This window comes from Arthrobacter sp. PAMC 25486 (genome assembly GCF_000785535.1).
Taxonomy (GTDB): domain Bacteria; phylum Actinomycetota; class Actinomycetes; order Actinomycetales; family Micrococcaceae; genus Specibacter.
This window is the reverse complement of the sequence record NZ_CP007595.1, coordinates 3,228,872-3,243,395: the sequence shown is the minus strand read 5'-3', so window position 1 is coordinate 3,243,395 and position 14,524 is coordinate 3,228,872. Positions and strand designations below refer to the sequence as shown.

General features: G+C 63.4%; 12 protein-coding genes and 1 riboswitch. Of the genes, 6 read left to right on the top strand and 6 right to left on the bottom strand.

Features of this window, described 5'->3' with window-relative positions:
• The first annotated feature begins 190 nt into the window (after nt 1-190).
• Nucleotides 191-1,456, top strand: coding sequence for a hypothetical protein (locus art_RS14810; protein WP_157875283.1), 1,266 nt, complete (start codon nt 191-193; stop codon nt 1,454-1,456).
• Nucleotides 1,457-1,643: 187 nt separating this feature from the next.
• On the opposite strand, the gene art_RS14805 is transcribed toward art_RS14810, so the two are convergent.
• Entirely contained in the window at nt 1,644-2,159 is a 516-nt protein-coding gene (locus tag art_RS14805) for a MarR family winged helix-turn-helix transcriptional regulator (RefSeq protein WP_052136601.1), read from the bottom strand.
• A 160-nt stretch (nt 2,160-2,319) separates the two neighbouring features.
• Here art_RS14805 and art_RS14800 point away from each other — a divergent pair, with 160 nt between their 5' ends.
• Both art_RS14800 and art_RS14795 read left to right on the top strand, forming a co-directional pair.
• Entirely contained in the window at nt 2,320-3,378 is a 1,059-nt protein-coding gene (locus art_RS14800) for an LLM class flavin-dependent oxidoreductase (protein WP_038465999.1), read from the top strand.
• Nucleotides 3,375-4,073 carry an NADPH-dependent F420 reductase gene (locus art_RS14795; protein ID WP_052136600.1) on the top strand — a complete coding sequence of 233 codons (699 nt, stop codon included), beginning with the start codon at nt 3,375-3,377 and terminating at the stop codon, nt 4,071-4,073. The genes art_RS14800 and art_RS14795 overlap by 4 nt, the downstream gene beginning before the upstream one ends.
• 144 nt (nt 4,074-4,217) lie before the next feature.
• Here art_RS14795 and art_RS14790 read toward each other — a convergent pair whose 3' ends face one another.
• Nucleotides 4,218-4,757 carry an OsmC family protein gene (locus tag art_RS14790; RefSeq protein WP_038465996.1) on the bottom strand — a complete coding sequence of 180 codons (540 nt, stop codon included), beginning with the start codon at nt 4,755-4,757 and terminating at the stop codon, nt 4,218-4,220.
• A 36-nt stretch (nt 4,758-4,793) separates the two neighbouring features.
• Nucleotides 4,794-4,911: riboswitch (SAM riboswitch) on the bottom strand.
• A 170-nt stretch (nt 4,912-5,081) separates the two neighbouring features.
• Here art_RS14790 and art_RS14785 point away from each other — a divergent pair.
• From art_RS14785 to art_RS14775, 3 genes are all read left to right on the top strand, one after another.
• Nucleotides 5,082-6,719 carry an ABC-F family ATP-binding cassette domain-containing protein gene (locus art_RS14785; RefSeq protein ID WP_038465994.1) on the top strand — a complete coding sequence of 546 codons (1,638 nt, stop codon included), beginning with the start codon at nt 5,082-5,084 and terminating at the stop codon, nt 6,717-6,719.
• Between the two features lie 439 nt (nt 6,720-7,158).
• On the top strand, nt 7,159-8,565 hold the full coding sequence (locus art_RS14780; RefSeq protein ID WP_038465991.1) for an FAD-dependent oxidoreductase: 1,407 nt from the start codon (nt 7,159-7,161) through the stop codon (nt 8,563-8,565).
• Between the two features lie 371 nt (nt 8,566-8,936).
• Entirely contained in the window at nt 8,937-9,398 is a 462-nt protein-coding gene (locus tag art_RS14775) for a hypothetical protein (protein ID WP_038465989.1), read from the top strand.
• 126 nt (nt 9,399-9,524) lie between these two features.
• On the opposite strand, the gene art_RS14770 is transcribed toward art_RS14775, so the two are convergent.
• From art_RS14770 to art_RS14755, 4 genes are all read right to left on the bottom strand, one after another.
• Nucleotides 9,525-10,778 carry an alpha-L-fucosidase gene (locus art_RS14770; RefSeq protein WP_038465987.1) on the bottom strand — a complete coding sequence of 418 codons (1,254 nt, stop codon included), beginning with the start codon at nt 10,776-10,778 and terminating at the stop codon, nt 9,525-9,527.
• A 139-nt stretch (nt 10,779-10,917) separates the two neighbouring features.
• Nucleotides 10,918-12,015, bottom strand: coding sequence for a c-type cytochrome biogenesis protein CcsB (gene ccsB / locus art_RS14765; protein ID WP_038465985.1), 1,098 nt, complete (start codon nt 12,013-12,015; stop codon nt 10,918-10,920).
• Complete coding sequence (locus art_RS14760; RefSeq protein ID WP_052136599.1) at nt 12,015-13,760, bottom strand: cytochrome c biogenesis protein ResB; 1,746 nt, start codon at nt 13,758-13,760, stop codon at nt 12,015-12,017. Before art_RS14760 ends, ccsB begins: the two co-directional genes overlap by 1 nt.
• Entirely contained in the window at nt 13,760-14,518 is a 759-nt protein-coding gene (locus art_RS14755) for a cytochrome c biogenesis CcdA family protein (protein WP_038465983.1), read from the bottom strand. Before art_RS14755 ends, art_RS14760 begins: the two co-directional genes overlap by 1 nt.
• Nucleotides 14,519-14,524: the final 6 nt, after the last annotated feature.

The following is a 14,524-nucleotide window of genomic DNA, read 5'->3' as shown; positions in this document are numbered from 1 at the left end:
TCCGGCAGTCCGCCTTCGAGGCGGAGCGATCAGCGCGGGCGGGGGCTGCGTTATCTAACTCACAGGTTTACAGTAGTCCACTGTGCGCCACGCGACAACGCATGACCGGCTCCCGGCTTGGCTCCCGCCGCAAACGGCGCCCGCTCGGCTAGGATCAGCCCATATAGGTACCTAACACTTGGGGGTTTTGGTGGTTGCACATCATGAACACAACACCATTGCCATCTCCGAGTTCCACCGTGAGAAGCGCAGCCAGCGCCGGCAAATCTTCACTCTGCTCTTCCTTGGCTGGCTGCTGTGCCTGATGATCCTGCAGATCCACCACCCGCTGGACACCGGTGTCATTGCCAACTTTGGGGATCTCCAAGTGGTGTGGACCCGTTTCCTGCAGCGGGTGATGGCGCCCTTCACGAGTCCGGAAACCTTCAGTTTCAGCATTGACGCCCTCGGTTGGATCCTGGGAGCCACTGCCACGACCCTCGTTGCGCTGGTGTTTAGCGGCCGCAACCCGCTGGGCATGGCCAACGAATCCCAGGTCATGGCATTGGATGAACTACTCGAACTGCTGACCCTGCTGGTTGGCATCGCCGCCGCGGCCACCATGTGGATGGCCCTGCACAATGTGTTCTTCCTTCCCTCGGACCCCGATTCGGGCCCCAAGTTCTTCCTGGGCATGCTGGCCCTGATGCTCGTCATCTTCTCGGTGGTCCGCCAGCGCGACACCGCGGTGCAGCGGGAGATTGATGAGTTTCACCTGACCACCTCCATGCGCCTGCACACGCAGCGGTGGGAGCGGATGTGGGGCGTTTCCGCACGCAACCGCATCCGGGTGGATCCGTCAAAAACGGTGAAGCTCGTCCTGTGGTGGGCCGGCAGCGGGCTGGTTATTACACTGGTTTCCCTCATCCTGCACAGTGATTTCATGCCCTTGCGGATAGGGCTGTCGGCGATCGGGCTGGTCCTGCTGGCCGTGGTCACTGCGTCGTTGACGGCCCTGGCCGTCTCCCTCTACCGCAGCAACCCGCACCCCGGCGTGGGGCTGGCCTATGCCCTGGTGCTTTTGGTGGTGGTGGCCCTGGTGGTGGTCAGCCCCTTGGCGGTCGCCGCGTGGCAGAACAACCAGGTGCTGCTGTCGCTGCTGAGCTACTTCATCTGGCTGGGACCATCACTGCTGCTGATTTTCCGCAAGCCGCAGTCCGCACACATGACACCACTTGAGTACAAGTTGGCAGCGAGGCCGCGGAACCGTGCGAATCATGCGCTCATTGCGAGCTTTGACGGCGCCCGTGAGGCCGCCTATTGGATCGAGCTGAGCCTCGAAGCCCGGCGGCAACGGCATTACCAGGTACGGCTGGCACGGCTCGAGGCCGAGGAAGCCACGGTGGCTGCGGAAGCCGCAGAGGCCACGGAGGAAGCGGAGGGAGCGGCTGGAAGAGCCACGCGGCCCGGCAACTAGTTCAAACGCCGCAGCAGCCACGACGCGTAGTCCAACCGCGCAGTCCAAACGCTCCATCACCTACGGGGCTGTTTTCACGAACGCTCCTGCAGGAATTGCAGAGCTCATCACCATCGCCAGGCGGGCTCACGGCGAAAGGCGGGTGTCCGGCGTCGGGCATGGAATTAATGCAGTCGCACGCCAACGGCTACTTGCCGGTGCCCAGCATTTCCTCAACAGCGGCACAGGCGCCCAGGTCATGCTCCGAAACCGGAGGGGTGTCGCAGGCAACCCGGCGCAGCAGCGTGCGGAACAGCTCGCGCTCCTCGTCTGCGAGCGCGCCCAGGACCGCATTCTCGGCCGTCGCAACCCGCTGTTGGAGATCCGCCAGCATTGCCAGCCCAAGTTCCGTTGCCACAACGATGCGGGCGCGGCGGTCGGCGGGATTGAGCTGGCGCTCCACGAGCCCGGCCTTGACGAAGTCATCCACCAGATAGGTCATGACGGTCCGGTCGATGCCCAAGTGCTGGGCCAGCGCCAACTGGTTGGGCTGTTCTCCGCTAACAACTGCAACAAGGACCTGGTAGCCGCGGGACCCCTGCGGAAATTCGCCCATGGCTGCAGTTGAGGCGTTCTGGTAGTTCCGCACAAGCACGCCCAGCGTCCACCCAAAGTCCTCTTTGGGGCTGGTGTTCGGCTGTGCGGTGGTTGTGCTGTTGCTCATGAGACCCATCATAACGGATTATTGAGCTTTACAACAGATCATATTTGAGTAAGATGATCTGTAAAGCAACACATAATGGATGATGACCGCCGATCCGCCACCACAATGGCGGTCGGCAGGCAGCCACCCAATGGCAATCCACAGAGAAAAGGAGCACTTCGTGGAACTAGGCGTTTACAGCTTTGGCGACGTTCACCAGGATCCCGTCACGGGAGCCACGGTCAGCAGCGAACAGCGCGTGGCCGACCTTCTGGAACGTGCCCGCCTGGCCGACGAAGTAGGCCTTGACTACTTCGGCATCGGTGAGCACCACCGCGCAGACTTCGCCATCTCCGCCACGGTCCCCGTCCTCGCCGCGGCGGCCGCCCAGACCAGAAACATCAAGGTCGGATCCGCCGTCACGGTGCTCAGCACGGAAGACCCCGTCCGCGTCTACCAGCAGTTTGCAACGCTTGACCTGATCTCCGGCGGCCGCGCAGAACTGACCGCGGGACGAGGCTCCTTCATTGAGTCCTACCCGCTTTTTGGCGCCGAGCTGAACGACTACGAGGCGCTCTACGAAGAAAAGATCGCCCTGTTGCTGACCCTGAACGAGGCCGGACGCAAGGAAGAATCCATCACGTGGAGCGGCAAGTTCCGCCCGGCACTTCACGAAGCCACCATCTATCCGCGCCCCGTGGACAACAACCTGGACATCTGGATCGCCACCGGCGGCACTCCGGCATCCTCCGCCAGGGCCGCCCGCCTTGGCACCAACGTCATCTACGCACTCTTGGGCGGCCCCGTCCACGGCTTCGCCCGCCACGCCCAGCTCTACCGGGCCGAGGCTGCACAAGCCGGGCACAACGTGGAGGCACTCAAGGTGGGGGTCAGCGCCGTCGGACTTGTTGCCAAGAGCGGTGCGGCAGACACCTTTTACCCGTACTACCGCCACCTCATGGAGGGAATTGCCCGCGAACGCGGCTTCCCGGCGCCGAACCGCATCAGCTACAACATGCAGACCGCGCCCAACGGGGGGATCTACGCCGGCACCCCGGAACAGGTGGCCGAGAAGATCCTGCTGACCCACGAGCACATGGGCCACGACCGCCACATCCTGCAGATGGACCTGGCCTCGGTGCCGCAAAAGCACGTCCTGAAATCCATTGAACTCCTCGGCACCGAAGTCAAGCCCCTCGTCGACGCCGAACTGCGCACCTCAAAGAAGGCCACAGCATGAGCATCCAGACATTCCGCCGGCACGATCCCGCCACCACAACCATCGGCATCCTCGGCGCCGGAAAGGTCGGCACCGGCGTGGCCCGCCAGGCGCTCCAGGCCGGCTACCGGGTGCTGGTCGCCGCCTCCGGTGACCCCAAGGATATTTCGCTGATCATCTCCGTCATGGCACCTGGCGCCATCGCGGTCACGGCCGAGGACGCCATGTCCGATGCGGATTTGGTGGTCCTTTCCGTCCCGCTGCACAAGTTCCGCACGCTGGATCCGGCGGGCCTGGCCGGCAAGCATGTCCTGGACACCATGAACTACTGGCGCGACACCAACGGCGACATGCCCGAACTGGAGGATGCGCCGTCGAGCTCGGAAATGGTGCACTCGCATGTTCCCGGCGCTCGGCTGGCCAAGTCGCTGAACCACATCGGCTACCACGAGCTGGAACTGGATGCCCGGCCCGCCGGTGCTGCTGATCGCCGCGCGCTGGCCGTCACCTCGGACGACGACGAGACCCGAGCCCTGGTGCTCGGCTTCGTGGAGCACCTTGGCTTTGACGCGGTCGACGCCGGATCTCTCGCCAAGGGCGCGGCGTTTGAGCCGGGAACGCCGATCTTCACGGGTTCCTATGATGAGCCCGGCTTGCAGGCTGAGCTGCGAGTCCACGCGGCCGGCGAAGAGCTGGAGCTCACGCCGGCGCAGTGATTCGCGCCGCTGCAACTGGGATGTGAGACGTGGCGGCCACACAAAATCGACCCGTGAGTTGTGGCGGCTTTGAGGGTTCAAAGCCGCCACAACTCACGGGTCGGCGCATCCCAGGCGCCCCGGGCATCCCGGGGCGCCCCGCCGTCAGGCCTTGGTGACCACCGTGCTGACGGGCGTGGCGTTGCTGAACAGGTCCTGCACCGGGCAACGCGCCTCAACCGTGCGGCTCAAGTCCTCGTAGCGTTCCTGCGTTTCCGGCCCCGAGATGCGCACGGCCAGCCGGATGTCGCTGAATCCGGGGCGGATGGCCTCGTCGATGCCGAACAGCCCGCGCACGTCCAGATCACCTTCGGCGTCGATCTGGATATCGTCGACCTGGATGCCAAGCTGCTCCGCGTACAGCCGGTACACCACCACCTGGCAGGCGATGAGCGCCCCGAGCGCATATTCAACGGGGCTGGCGGCGGTGTCATCCCCGGCCAGGGCGGCCGGCTCATCCACCGTGAACTGGTGTTTGCCGGCGCTGATCCGTGTTGCCACCGAACCGACACCAACCCCCGCGGCCGTATAGGTCAGCTTCGCATTCTCGGCCCTGGTGCCGATGCGCTTGGTCCACGCCGCACCGGCTTCGCCCAAACGGGCCGAGCGCTGAGAGGCGCCGTCAATGAGAATGGTTTCAGTCATGTTGTCTCCTTCGAAAGAAGGCGGGCGCCGTGCACCCCGCCATACTTACGCCCCGGCAGGTGCCGACGGCGTCGAATCCTCACCTGGGGCACCCCACTATGGTGTGGAGGGTTGCCGCCCGACCGGCCAGGGCCAGTGGTCGGGACTCTTGATTCTGTCCACCAGTCTGCCGGGATCGCCGCGCCGCCTCAAAGTCTCCGTCACATGCGGCAACATTCCACTACGACGACGGCCCCCTCCTCCCAGCCGGACGGGGCCCCGGGCGGGACGAGACCCACGCCACTGCCGTCCGGCGCACACACGGAAGCAACTTAAGATGGAGTCATGAGCGCAACCCTTGTGGCAAAGGACCTTTCCGGAGGCCACGCACACCGCACCCTGTTCACCAATCTTTCCTTCACGGTCGCACCGGGCGACGTGATTGGCGTGGTCGGAGCCAACGGTGCCGGCAAATCAACACTTTTGTCCCTCCTGGCCGGCGCGGCCACGCCGCAGGGCGGCAGCGTCAGCACGGCACCCCAGGATGCCTTCGTCGGCTGGCTGCCGCAGGAGCATGAACGGATCGAGGGCGAGTCCATCGCCGCGTACATCGGCCGGCGCACCGGCTGCACGCAGGCCACCGAAGACATGGAAAGCTCGGCCGAAGCGCTGGGCTCCGGCAACTCCGCCGACGACGACCGCTACGCCGCAGCCCTTGACCACTGGCTGGCCTGTGGTGCCGCCGACCTCGACGAACGCATCCCAGCAACGCTCGCCGAGCTGGGCCTGGACCTGAGCCCCGAGGCACCCATGACCGGACTGTCCGGAGGGCAGGCCGCCCGGGTGGCGTTGGCCGCGCTCCTGCTGAGCCGGTTCGACGTCGTGCTGCTGGACGAACCCACCAACGATCTTGACCTGGCCGGACTGGCCCGGCTCGAGGAATTCGTGAAGGGGTTGCGCGGCGGCGTCGTCCTGGTCTCGCATGACCGCGAGTTCCTGGCCCGCACCATCACCTCCGTGGTGGAGCTGGACCTGGCGCAGAACAAGGTGGCCGTGTACGACGGCGGCTACGACTCCTTCCTCGAGGAGCGGGCCATCGCCAAGCGCCATGCCCGCGAGGCCTACGACGAGTTCGCCGACAAGAAGGCAGACCTGGTGGGGCGCGCCCGCGTCCAGCGCGAATGGAGTTCGCAGGGCGTGCGCAACGCTATGAAGAAGGCCCCGGACAACGACAAGATCCGCCGCAAGGCCAGCTCCGAATCCTCCGAGAAACAGGCCCAGAAGGTGCGCCAGATGGAGTCCCGGATTGCCCGCCTGGACGAGGTTGAGGAGCCGCGCAAGGAGTGGGCGCTGCAGTTCAGCATCGGTCCCGCACCGCGCTCCAGCACCGTGGTGTCGACTCTGAACGCTGCCGTGGTGCGGCAGGGCGATTTCACGCTCGGCCCGGTGTCCGCGCAGGTCAACGCCGGGGAGCGCATCGGCATCACGGGTCCCAACGGCGCCGGAAAATCCACGCTGTTGAAACTGCTGCTGGGCCGCACCGACCCGGACGACGGCGTTGCCTCCTTGGGCGCGAACGTCGCCGTCGGCGAGATTGACCAGGCGCGCAGCCAGTTCCCGGAGGGCACACCGCTGGGCGACGCCTTTGAGGGCCTGGTTCCGGAGCTCAACCAAGGCGAGGTCCGCACCCTGCTGGCCAAGTTTGGTCTGAAGGCGGACCAGGTGACGAGCCCCGTGGGCGCGCTTTCCCCCGGCGAACGCACCCGCGCATCCCTCGCCCTGCTGCAGGCACGTGGCGTCAACGTGCTCGTGCTCGATGAGCCCACCAACCACCTTGATCTGCCGGCCATTGAGCAGCTTGAGGAAGCCCTTGAAAGCTACGAGGGCACGCTGCTGCTGGTCACCCACGACCGCAGACTGCTGGAAAATGTGCGTCTGGACACTCGCTGGGCCGTGGAAAACGGCCAACTAAGCGAACTGTAACAAACCGCACAAACCATGCCAAGGCCTGCGCAATCAAGGGATTGCGCAGGCCTTTTTGAGTTAAAAGTTGCCACAAACGCGCGAAACATTAGCTGTACTAATCAATTCACGAATTTTGACTTATGTTCTCTAAAATGTTGCAATGGGTAACAGGTTTGCTGCTTCTTTTGGATCTGCGGCAAACCGCTTGTGAATCCTGGTGCAGCCTTGCACCACACCTGGTTCCGGACCCCGCCAACGGCGTGTGAGTTCCGCAGGACCGCGGGAGGCCAGCCACCCGTTTTTGCCGCAGTCACATCTGCCGCCGCGCACTTTGCGCATTATTGCCCCGCCCAGGAGGCGCTGACGAACAGTCCGCCTCCGCACCATCGCCGGCGGGCGCGGATTCAAAGCGTCGTTTGAACGAGACATAGAAGATCCAAGTGATGAGGAGAGCAGCATGACATTGCGAGTCGGAATCATTGGCGCCGGACCCAGCGGCATGGCACAGTTGCGTGCCTTTGAATCAGCACGCCAGAACGGCGCGGACATCCCCGAAATCATGTGCTTTGAGAAGCAGGGCGACTGGGGCGGCCAGTGGAACAGCAGCTGGCGCACGGGCCTGGATGAGCACGGCGAGCCGGTGCACTCCAGCATGTACCGCCACCTGTGGTCCAACGGCCCCAAGGAATGCCTGGAATTCACCGACTACTCCTTCGACGAGCATTTCGGCCGCGCCATCTCCTCATTCCCGCCCCGCGAAGTCCTCTTTGACTACATCAAGGGCCGTGCCGAGAAGTCCGACGTCCGCAAGTACGTCCAGTTCAACACCGTGGCACGCCACACCACTTACAACGACGAGACCCAGGAATTCACCCTGACCGTCGAGGACCTGGCAACCGGCATCACAACCGACCACGTCTTCGACAAGCTCGTCGTCTCCACGGGACACTTCTCCACCCCCGCGGTCCCTGAATTCAAGGGCATCAACAGCTTCCCGGGCGAGGTCCTGCACGCCCACGACTTCCGCGGCGCGGAGCGCTTTGGCGGCAAGAACCTACTCATGATCGGCAGCAGCTACTCCGCCGAAGACATCGGCATGCAGGCCCACAAGATGGGTGCACGCTCCATCACCTTCAGCTACCGCTCGGGCCCCATGGGCTTTGACTGGCCGGAGAACACTGTTGAGCGCCCGCTTGTCACCCACTTTGAGGGCAGCACGGCGCACTTCGCCGATGGCACCCAGGGTGAGTTTGACGCCGTCGTGCTCTGCACCGGATACCAGCACAAGTACCCGTTCCTGCCCAGTGACATGTCCCTGAAGTCACGCAACGTGCTCTACCCGGCGAACCTGTACAAGGGCGTCGTGTGGCAGCAGAACACCAACCTGTTCTACCTTGGCGCGCAGGACCAGTACTACACATTCAACATGTTTGACGCGCAGGCCTGGTACGTTCGCGATGTCATGACCGGGGCGATCGAGCTTCCCACACTGGCCGAGCGCGACGCCGACATCCAGCTCTGGCTCGAACGCCAGGCCGCGCTGCCGGACCACAACTCCGAGGCTGATTTCCAGTCGGACTACCTGCGCGAACTCATCGCCGCCACCGACTACCCGCCCTTCGACCTGGACGCTGTTTCGCAGCTGTTCAAGGACTGGATGGGCCATAAGGAAACCGACATTCTCGGCTACCGCGACATGGTCCACCGCTCCGTTGTCACCGGCACCATGGCCACCAGGCACCACACCCGCTGGCTCAACGCCATGGACGATTCGCTGGAGCGCTACCTCAACGGCCCGTCGCAGGACGTGGACACGACCACCCTTGCAGCCCTCACCGGTCAGGACCGTATCCCCAGCAATTAGCACCTGGTTGGCCCACAAGCCGCGTGAGCTCCGCTGGGCGCTTGCGTGCAGTGGAAACGGCTGGGGAAGTTCGACGGCGTGGGCCGGGGCAATTGCCCCGGCCCACCTTTCGTTGTGGCCGGGCGGGCGGCGCATCGTGGCCAAGCTGCATCGAGTTCTGACTTTGGTGTTGAGATGCGCGTCTGCAGGCATACATCATCGCCGTCAGAACTCGATTGTTAGAGTCAGAACTCGATGGCTGCGCCTGGGTAGCTCATTGGGGCGGATGGGCACCCGGGAGCTCATTGGGCCCTTTGGACGCTCAGCTATTGACAGTTTGCAGGAATGAGCGCAGTCTAAAAACATAAGTTATGTTTTTAGATGGAGGAGTCATGGCAACGCATTCAATCCCCGCAACTTCTACCGGTTGGACTTCCCACGCACTGTCGCGTGCCAAGGCCGACCCCACCTACGGCGCGTTTCTGCTGCTGTGGCTTGGTTTCATCGCCATTCCGCTGATCATGGGCTTGGACAAGTTCTTTAACGTCTTGACCACGTGGGAAAACTACCTGGCCCCGTGGATTGAGAACATCTCCCCGTTCAGCGCTCACGGAACCATGATCGTCATTGGCATTGTTGAAGTCATTGCCGCCATCTTGATGGTGCTGCGGCCCCGTTATGCCGCATGGGTTGTCTCGATCTGGCTACTCGGCATCGTCGTCAACCTGCTGACGTACTCCGGCTTCTACGACGTGGCACTGCGCGACTTCGGCCTCATGGTCGCTGCCGTTGCACTGGCACTGCTGGCCCGAACGTACACCAAACCGGGAATCCGCAGGGGCGGCATGAAGTAACCCACTTTCAGTCGTTGAGGTGTGAGATAAAGCCCAATCGATGATTGGGCTTTATCTCACATCTCAACGGTTGTGAGGCGTCTTTATCTCACATCTCAAAATGGACGGCGGGGCTGAGTATGCGCTTTAGTCCGGGACGTCGGTTGGGGCGAGGTATTTGATCTCCGGCACTATGGAAACTCCCGCATTGAAAGCAGTTGCGGCTGCAAGCCGGGGAGCTTCCCCTGTCAGCTCTATGACAAGCTTTTGGGCTGTGACCGACGCAAATACATGGATCCGCTGCGAGCCGACGGTCCCGGCGTCAACCAGTGTTTCCCCCGATTCCGTATAGATCTTGTGTCCGGAAACGCGTTGTCCGCCGGTCAGCACTTCCTCGAGCCGGAGGTGGTCAAAGGTGACTGGTGCACCAAAATCAGCCACCCACCTCCCCGCACCCCCAGCGTCAAGTGAGGCAACCAGCGGAGCTGCGAAACGGCGTCGTACTTCAGCAGAAAATTCGGCCAGCCGGGCAACGTCCTCATCCGGAATCAACCCGTGCGTGTCCGGCGGAAGATTCAGCAGCAGGTTCGCGCCAAGGCCGATGGAACGGTAGTAGATGGCGAGCAGGTGGTCGAGTTCCTTGGGGGCGTCATTGGGGTGCCAGAACCAGCCGCGGCGGATGGAAACGTCGCATTCGGGCGGCAGGTAGAGGGCCTCGCTCAGCGCGGCGGAGTGAACCGTGTAATTGGAAAACTCGGTCTCGGACACGACGTAGCGCACGGGATCGGCGGCCAGGCCGTCCTCGTTGCCTACCCAGCGAATGGTGGGTGCACCCATGTTGAAGACCATGGCGCCGGGCTGCAGCTCGTCAATGAGCGCGGAGATTCTGTCCCAGGCGTACTCGTGGCCCTGCGATCCGGCCCCGTCGAACCACAGCTCGGTCAACTCTCCGTAGTTGCTGCAAAGCTCGCGCAGCTGGGCCAGGTAAAACTCGTCGTAGGCGTGGGCGTCCTGGTAGCTGGGCGCGTTGCGGTCCCAGGGCGAGAGGTAGAGGCCCAGCTTGATGCCATGCTTCCGGCAGGCTGCAGCAACCTCGGCAACGACGTCGCCGTTCCCGCCGCGCCAAGGCGAGGACGCCACGGAATAGGCGGTGGTGGCTGTGGGCCAGAGGCAGAATCCATCATGGTGCTTGGCCGTCAGGACAACATACTTCGCGCCGATGGAGACAGCCGTGCGTACCCACTGCTCAGCGTCGAGCGCACCCGGGTTGAAGGATTCTGCGGGCAGGGTTCCGTCGCTCCACTCCTTGCCGTGGAAGGTGTTCAGGCCGTAGTGGAAGAACACGCCCAGGGCGTCGCGCTGCCAGGCGAGTTGCGCGGGCGTGGGGATAACCGAATGCATGGCTCCAGCTTTTCACACCGTGGCACCCCGCAGCCCCTGCCCCCGGCCCACCCGCCACCACCGCCGAGGTGTGAGATGACGCCCTGTTACACCGGGGCGGACAGGGCGTGATCTCACATCTCGGCAGAAATCGGGATGGCTAGCCGCCTACGCCGGCGTAGGAGTGCAGGCCGGAGAAGTACACGTTGACGATGGTGAAGTTGAAGATCACGCAGAGGTAGCCCACAATCGACAGCCAGGCGGCGCGGGTTCCGGTCCAGCCCTTGGTGGCGCGGGCGTGCAGGTAGCCGGCGTACACAACCCAGATCACGAACGTCCAGACTTCCTTCGTGTCCCAGCCCCAGAAGCGGCCCCACGCCTTCTCGGCCCAGATGGAGCCGAACATGAGCGTCAGGGTCCAGCCCACAAAAGCGATGCCGTTGATGCGGTAGGACAGGTTTTCCAGGCTCAGCGCGTTCGGCACGAGGCGCATGACCGGGGCCTTGTCCTTCTTGCCCATCGCAATGGATGCCTCGCGCTTCGATTGGAACAGCTGCAGCACCGACATGGCAAAGGTAATCGTAAAGAAAGCAGAGGACAGAACGGCAATGGAGACGTGGATGATCAGCCAGTAGCTCTGCAGCGCGGGCACCAGGTGGCCCACAGGAGTCCAGAAGGAGACATGCGCGGCAACGATCATGACCAGCACCAGGCCAATCACAAAGGTGCCAAGGAAGCGCAGGTCGCGGCGGGTCAGCACCAACAGGAAGACCACGGCCACGGCGAACGAGCCGGTTGTGCAGAATTCGTACATGTTGCCCCACGGCACACGGCCGGCGGCGAGCCCGCGGAAGACCACGGCAAAGCCCTGGACCACGGCGGCAACAACAGTCAGCGCCACGGCAACCCGGGCAACCACGCGGCGTTCCTTGCCGTAGCGCATGGAATCTCCGGCGGTGACGCCGTCAGAGCCCGCATGGGTTTTGCTGCTGGGGCGTACGCCGCGGTCCTGCGGACCGGCGCCGAGGCCCTGCCCATCCGCGGTGCGGGCACCAACACCGGCAAGGACGGCGCTGTCCTGGGATGCGGCACCCTGCGCAACGGCCGCCTCGGGACTGGGGGCCAGGCCCTTCTTAACGGCTTGGCTGAACGTCACCAGGTCCCACACATATGCGCACACCGCCACGGCGTACGCCAGGCCGGCAACCAGCATGAGCTGTTCACTGAGTAGGGCAAAGCCTTCATTGATATCTGGCATTACAGGTCCTTACTTGCCGCGGTGACGCCCTGTGCGGAATCGGTGGGTTCGGTGACGCTTGATTCGGAGTCGACTTCTGCGGAGTCGCTGGATGTTGCCTGCTCACTATTTTGCCCCGGAGTATCCAATGGCACCAGCCATTGGGCGTGCAGAGCCTTGTTAATGGCGGCGTATTCGCCGGCGAGCCGGTGGTCTTCGCCGCGGGCCAGCAGACCGAACTCCACCATGGTGCGCCCGTCGGGGTGGTTGCCCGTACGGATCCATACGCGACGGCGGTTCAGGAACAAGGACATCATGAGCCCGGCCAAGGCCAGCAGCGCGAACACCAGGATGTAGACCTGGCCCGGGTCGTGCCGGATGTCCAATGCGGCGAAGCGCTTGATGCCGTCAAAGCTGATGCTGCCGTTGCCCTCGGGCAGTGTGAACGTCTGGCCCGGCACCAGGACAATGCCGCCTGCGTGCTGGTTGCGGGAGTTAATCTCCGTCATTTCGGAGGTGTCCAGCGTGTAGACGTTGCGCGGCACGCCGTTGTCCAGGCCGAGGTCCCCTGTATAGGCGTTGAGGTTCAGCTGGGGATTGAAGGGGTCGGGGTCGGAACCGAACGCGACGCCCTTGTCATCAATCAAGGCGGTGGGCAGGAAGAAGCCCACGAAGCCCAACTGCTTGGGCTTGGCGTCGGGAACCTTGATGACCATCAACGAGGTGTAGGCGCCGTCGGTGGGGATGGTGATGACGGGGCCTTGGAAGGCAATGTTGCCGTCGCCGTCTTTGACCGTGACGATGGGTGCGTAGCCGTTGCCCACCAGGTACAGGTTGGTGCCGCCAATGGCAACGGGCTCGTTGACCTTCAGCGTCGTGGTCTCGGCTTCGGCGCCGGGACCCTCCTTGATCTTCAAGGTGGCGTTGAAGTCCAATGGCTGTCCGTAGTGGGCTTCCGTTGAACGGTCGTACTTGACCACCAGGCGTTCCAGCTGCGCCGAATAGGGGCTCAACCTGCCATCGCTGAAGTTGGCGCCGGGAGTGAACGTGTCATAACCGGTCAGTGTGTTCACAAACGTCTCGCCCTCAACCAGGACACGTTGTCCGCTGTAGCCAAACAGTCCGCTCAAGGCGATGGCGGCCAGTACACCGATCATGGCGGTGTGGAAAACCAGGTTGCCGACTTCCTTCAGGAAGCCGATCTCGGCACCGACGGAGGGACGCTCCGTGTCAAGATCGCGCACGTCCACACGGTAACGGCGGGACTTCAGGATGGCGGCAGCATCCTTGACGGCAGTTTCGGCGTCAATCCCGCTGTCGGCGGGGATGGTGACGGTGCCGTATTCGGCCAAGCGGGACAGCCGTTTGGGTGTGCGCGGCGGCGCCGAGCGCATGGCCTTCCAGTGGATCTTGGCGCGTGGCAGCACACAGCCGACCAGTGAGGTGAACAGCAGCAGATAGATGGCCGCAAACCACGGCGAGGAATACACGTCAAAAAGCTTGAACCAGTCCATGACGGGCCCGGATGCCGGGTTGTCCTTCAGGTACTGTGTCACCTCGGCCGGGGCGGAGGGCCGCTGCGGGAACAGCGAGCCGGGCACGGCCGCCACGGCGAGCAGGAGCAGCAGCAGCAGGGCTGTGCGCATGCTTGTCAGCTGACGCCAGGCCCATCGGAGCATCCCGACGAAGCCGAGCTGCGGCAGAATTGCCTCGCCACCAGCCTTGGGCGCCTTGCCCTTGGGTTCTTTCACCACTGTCTCTTTCATTAGATTGGCAATCTCACGTCATTGGAAAACCAAAACTGCAGTTCGTTGATCCAGGTGCCCCACAGCCCCGAAACCATCAACAGGCCCAGCACGATCAACATGCCCCCGCCAAAGTACTGCAGTCCTCGGCGGTGCTTGCGGAAAAACGCCAGCGCGCCCATTCCCCGGCGCACACCGAGCGCGATCAGCAGGAACGGCAGCCCCAGGCCCAGGCAGTAGATGAACGTCAGGAATGCACCCTTGGCAGCGGTGCTGCCATCGAAGTACGACAACGCCATGACCGCACTGAGGGTAGGGCCGATACAAGGTGCCCAGCCCAAACCAAAGGTTACGCCCAAAATGGGCGCACCCCACAGTCCTGCCGGGGGTTTGGCACGGATCTTGGCTTCACCTTGAAACCAGCTCAACCCGCCAAGGAACACCACACCCATGAGTATGACGACGGCGCCCAGCACCTGTGTCACCCAGGCGGCGTCCGGCCCCATCAACCAAGCACCCAACTGGCCAAAAATGGCGCCGATAAGCACAAACACCGCCGAGAAGCCCAGCACAAACAGGCCGATCCCGGCGAACATGCGCCCGCGCCGCTGGTTTTCCAGGTCGATCCCTGTCAGCCCGCTGACGTAGCCCAGATAGCCGGGAACCAGCGGCAGCACGCAAGGGGAAAGGAAGGAGACCAGCCCGGCCAGCAGGGCAACCGGCATGGCCAGCCACATGGAGCCGCTGTTAATAATTTCGGCGAAGGGATTATTAGTCATGAAGCG

Excerpts from the sequence above, each read along its gene's own strand:
- art_RS14805 (WP_052136601.1), bottom strand. The coding sequence starts at position 2,159 with ATGAGCAACAGCACAACCACCGCACAGCCGAACACCAGCCCCAAAGAG.
- art_RS14775 (WP_038465989.1), top strand. The coding sequence starts at position 8,937 with ATGGCAACGCATTCAATCCCCGCAACTTCTACCGGTTGGACTTCCCAC.
- art_RS14795 (WP_052136600.1), top strand. The coding sequence starts at position 3,375 with ATGAGCATCCAGACATTCCGCCGGCACGATCCCGCCACCACAACCATC.
- art_RS14760 (WP_052136599.1), bottom strand. The coding sequence starts at position 13,760 with ATGAAAGAGACAGTGGTGAAAGAACCCAAGGGCAAGGCGCCCAAGGCT.
- art_RS14790 (WP_038465996.1), bottom strand. The coding sequence starts at position 4,757 with ATGACTGAAACCATTCTCATTGACGGCGCCTCTCAGCGCTCGGCCCGT.
- art_RS14780 (WP_038465991.1), top strand. The coding sequence starts at position 7,159 with ATGACATTGCGAGTCGGAATCATTGGCGCCGGACCCAGCGGCATGGCA.
- art_RS14770 (WP_038465987.1), bottom strand. The coding sequence starts at position 10,778 with ATGCATTCGGTTATCCCCACGCCCGCGCAACTCGCCTGGCAGCGCGAC.
- art_RS14785 (WP_038465994.1), top strand. The coding sequence starts at position 5,082 with ATGAGCGCAACCCTTGTGGCAAAGGACCTTTCCGGAGGCCACGCACAC.
- art_RS14755 (WP_038465983.1), bottom strand. The coding sequence starts at position 14,518 with ATGACTAATAATCCCTTCGCCGAAATTATTAACAGCGGCTCCATGTGG.
- ccsB (WP_038465985.1), bottom strand. The coding sequence starts at position 12,015 with ATGCCAGATATCAATGAAGGCTTTGCCCTACTCAGTGAACAGCTCATG.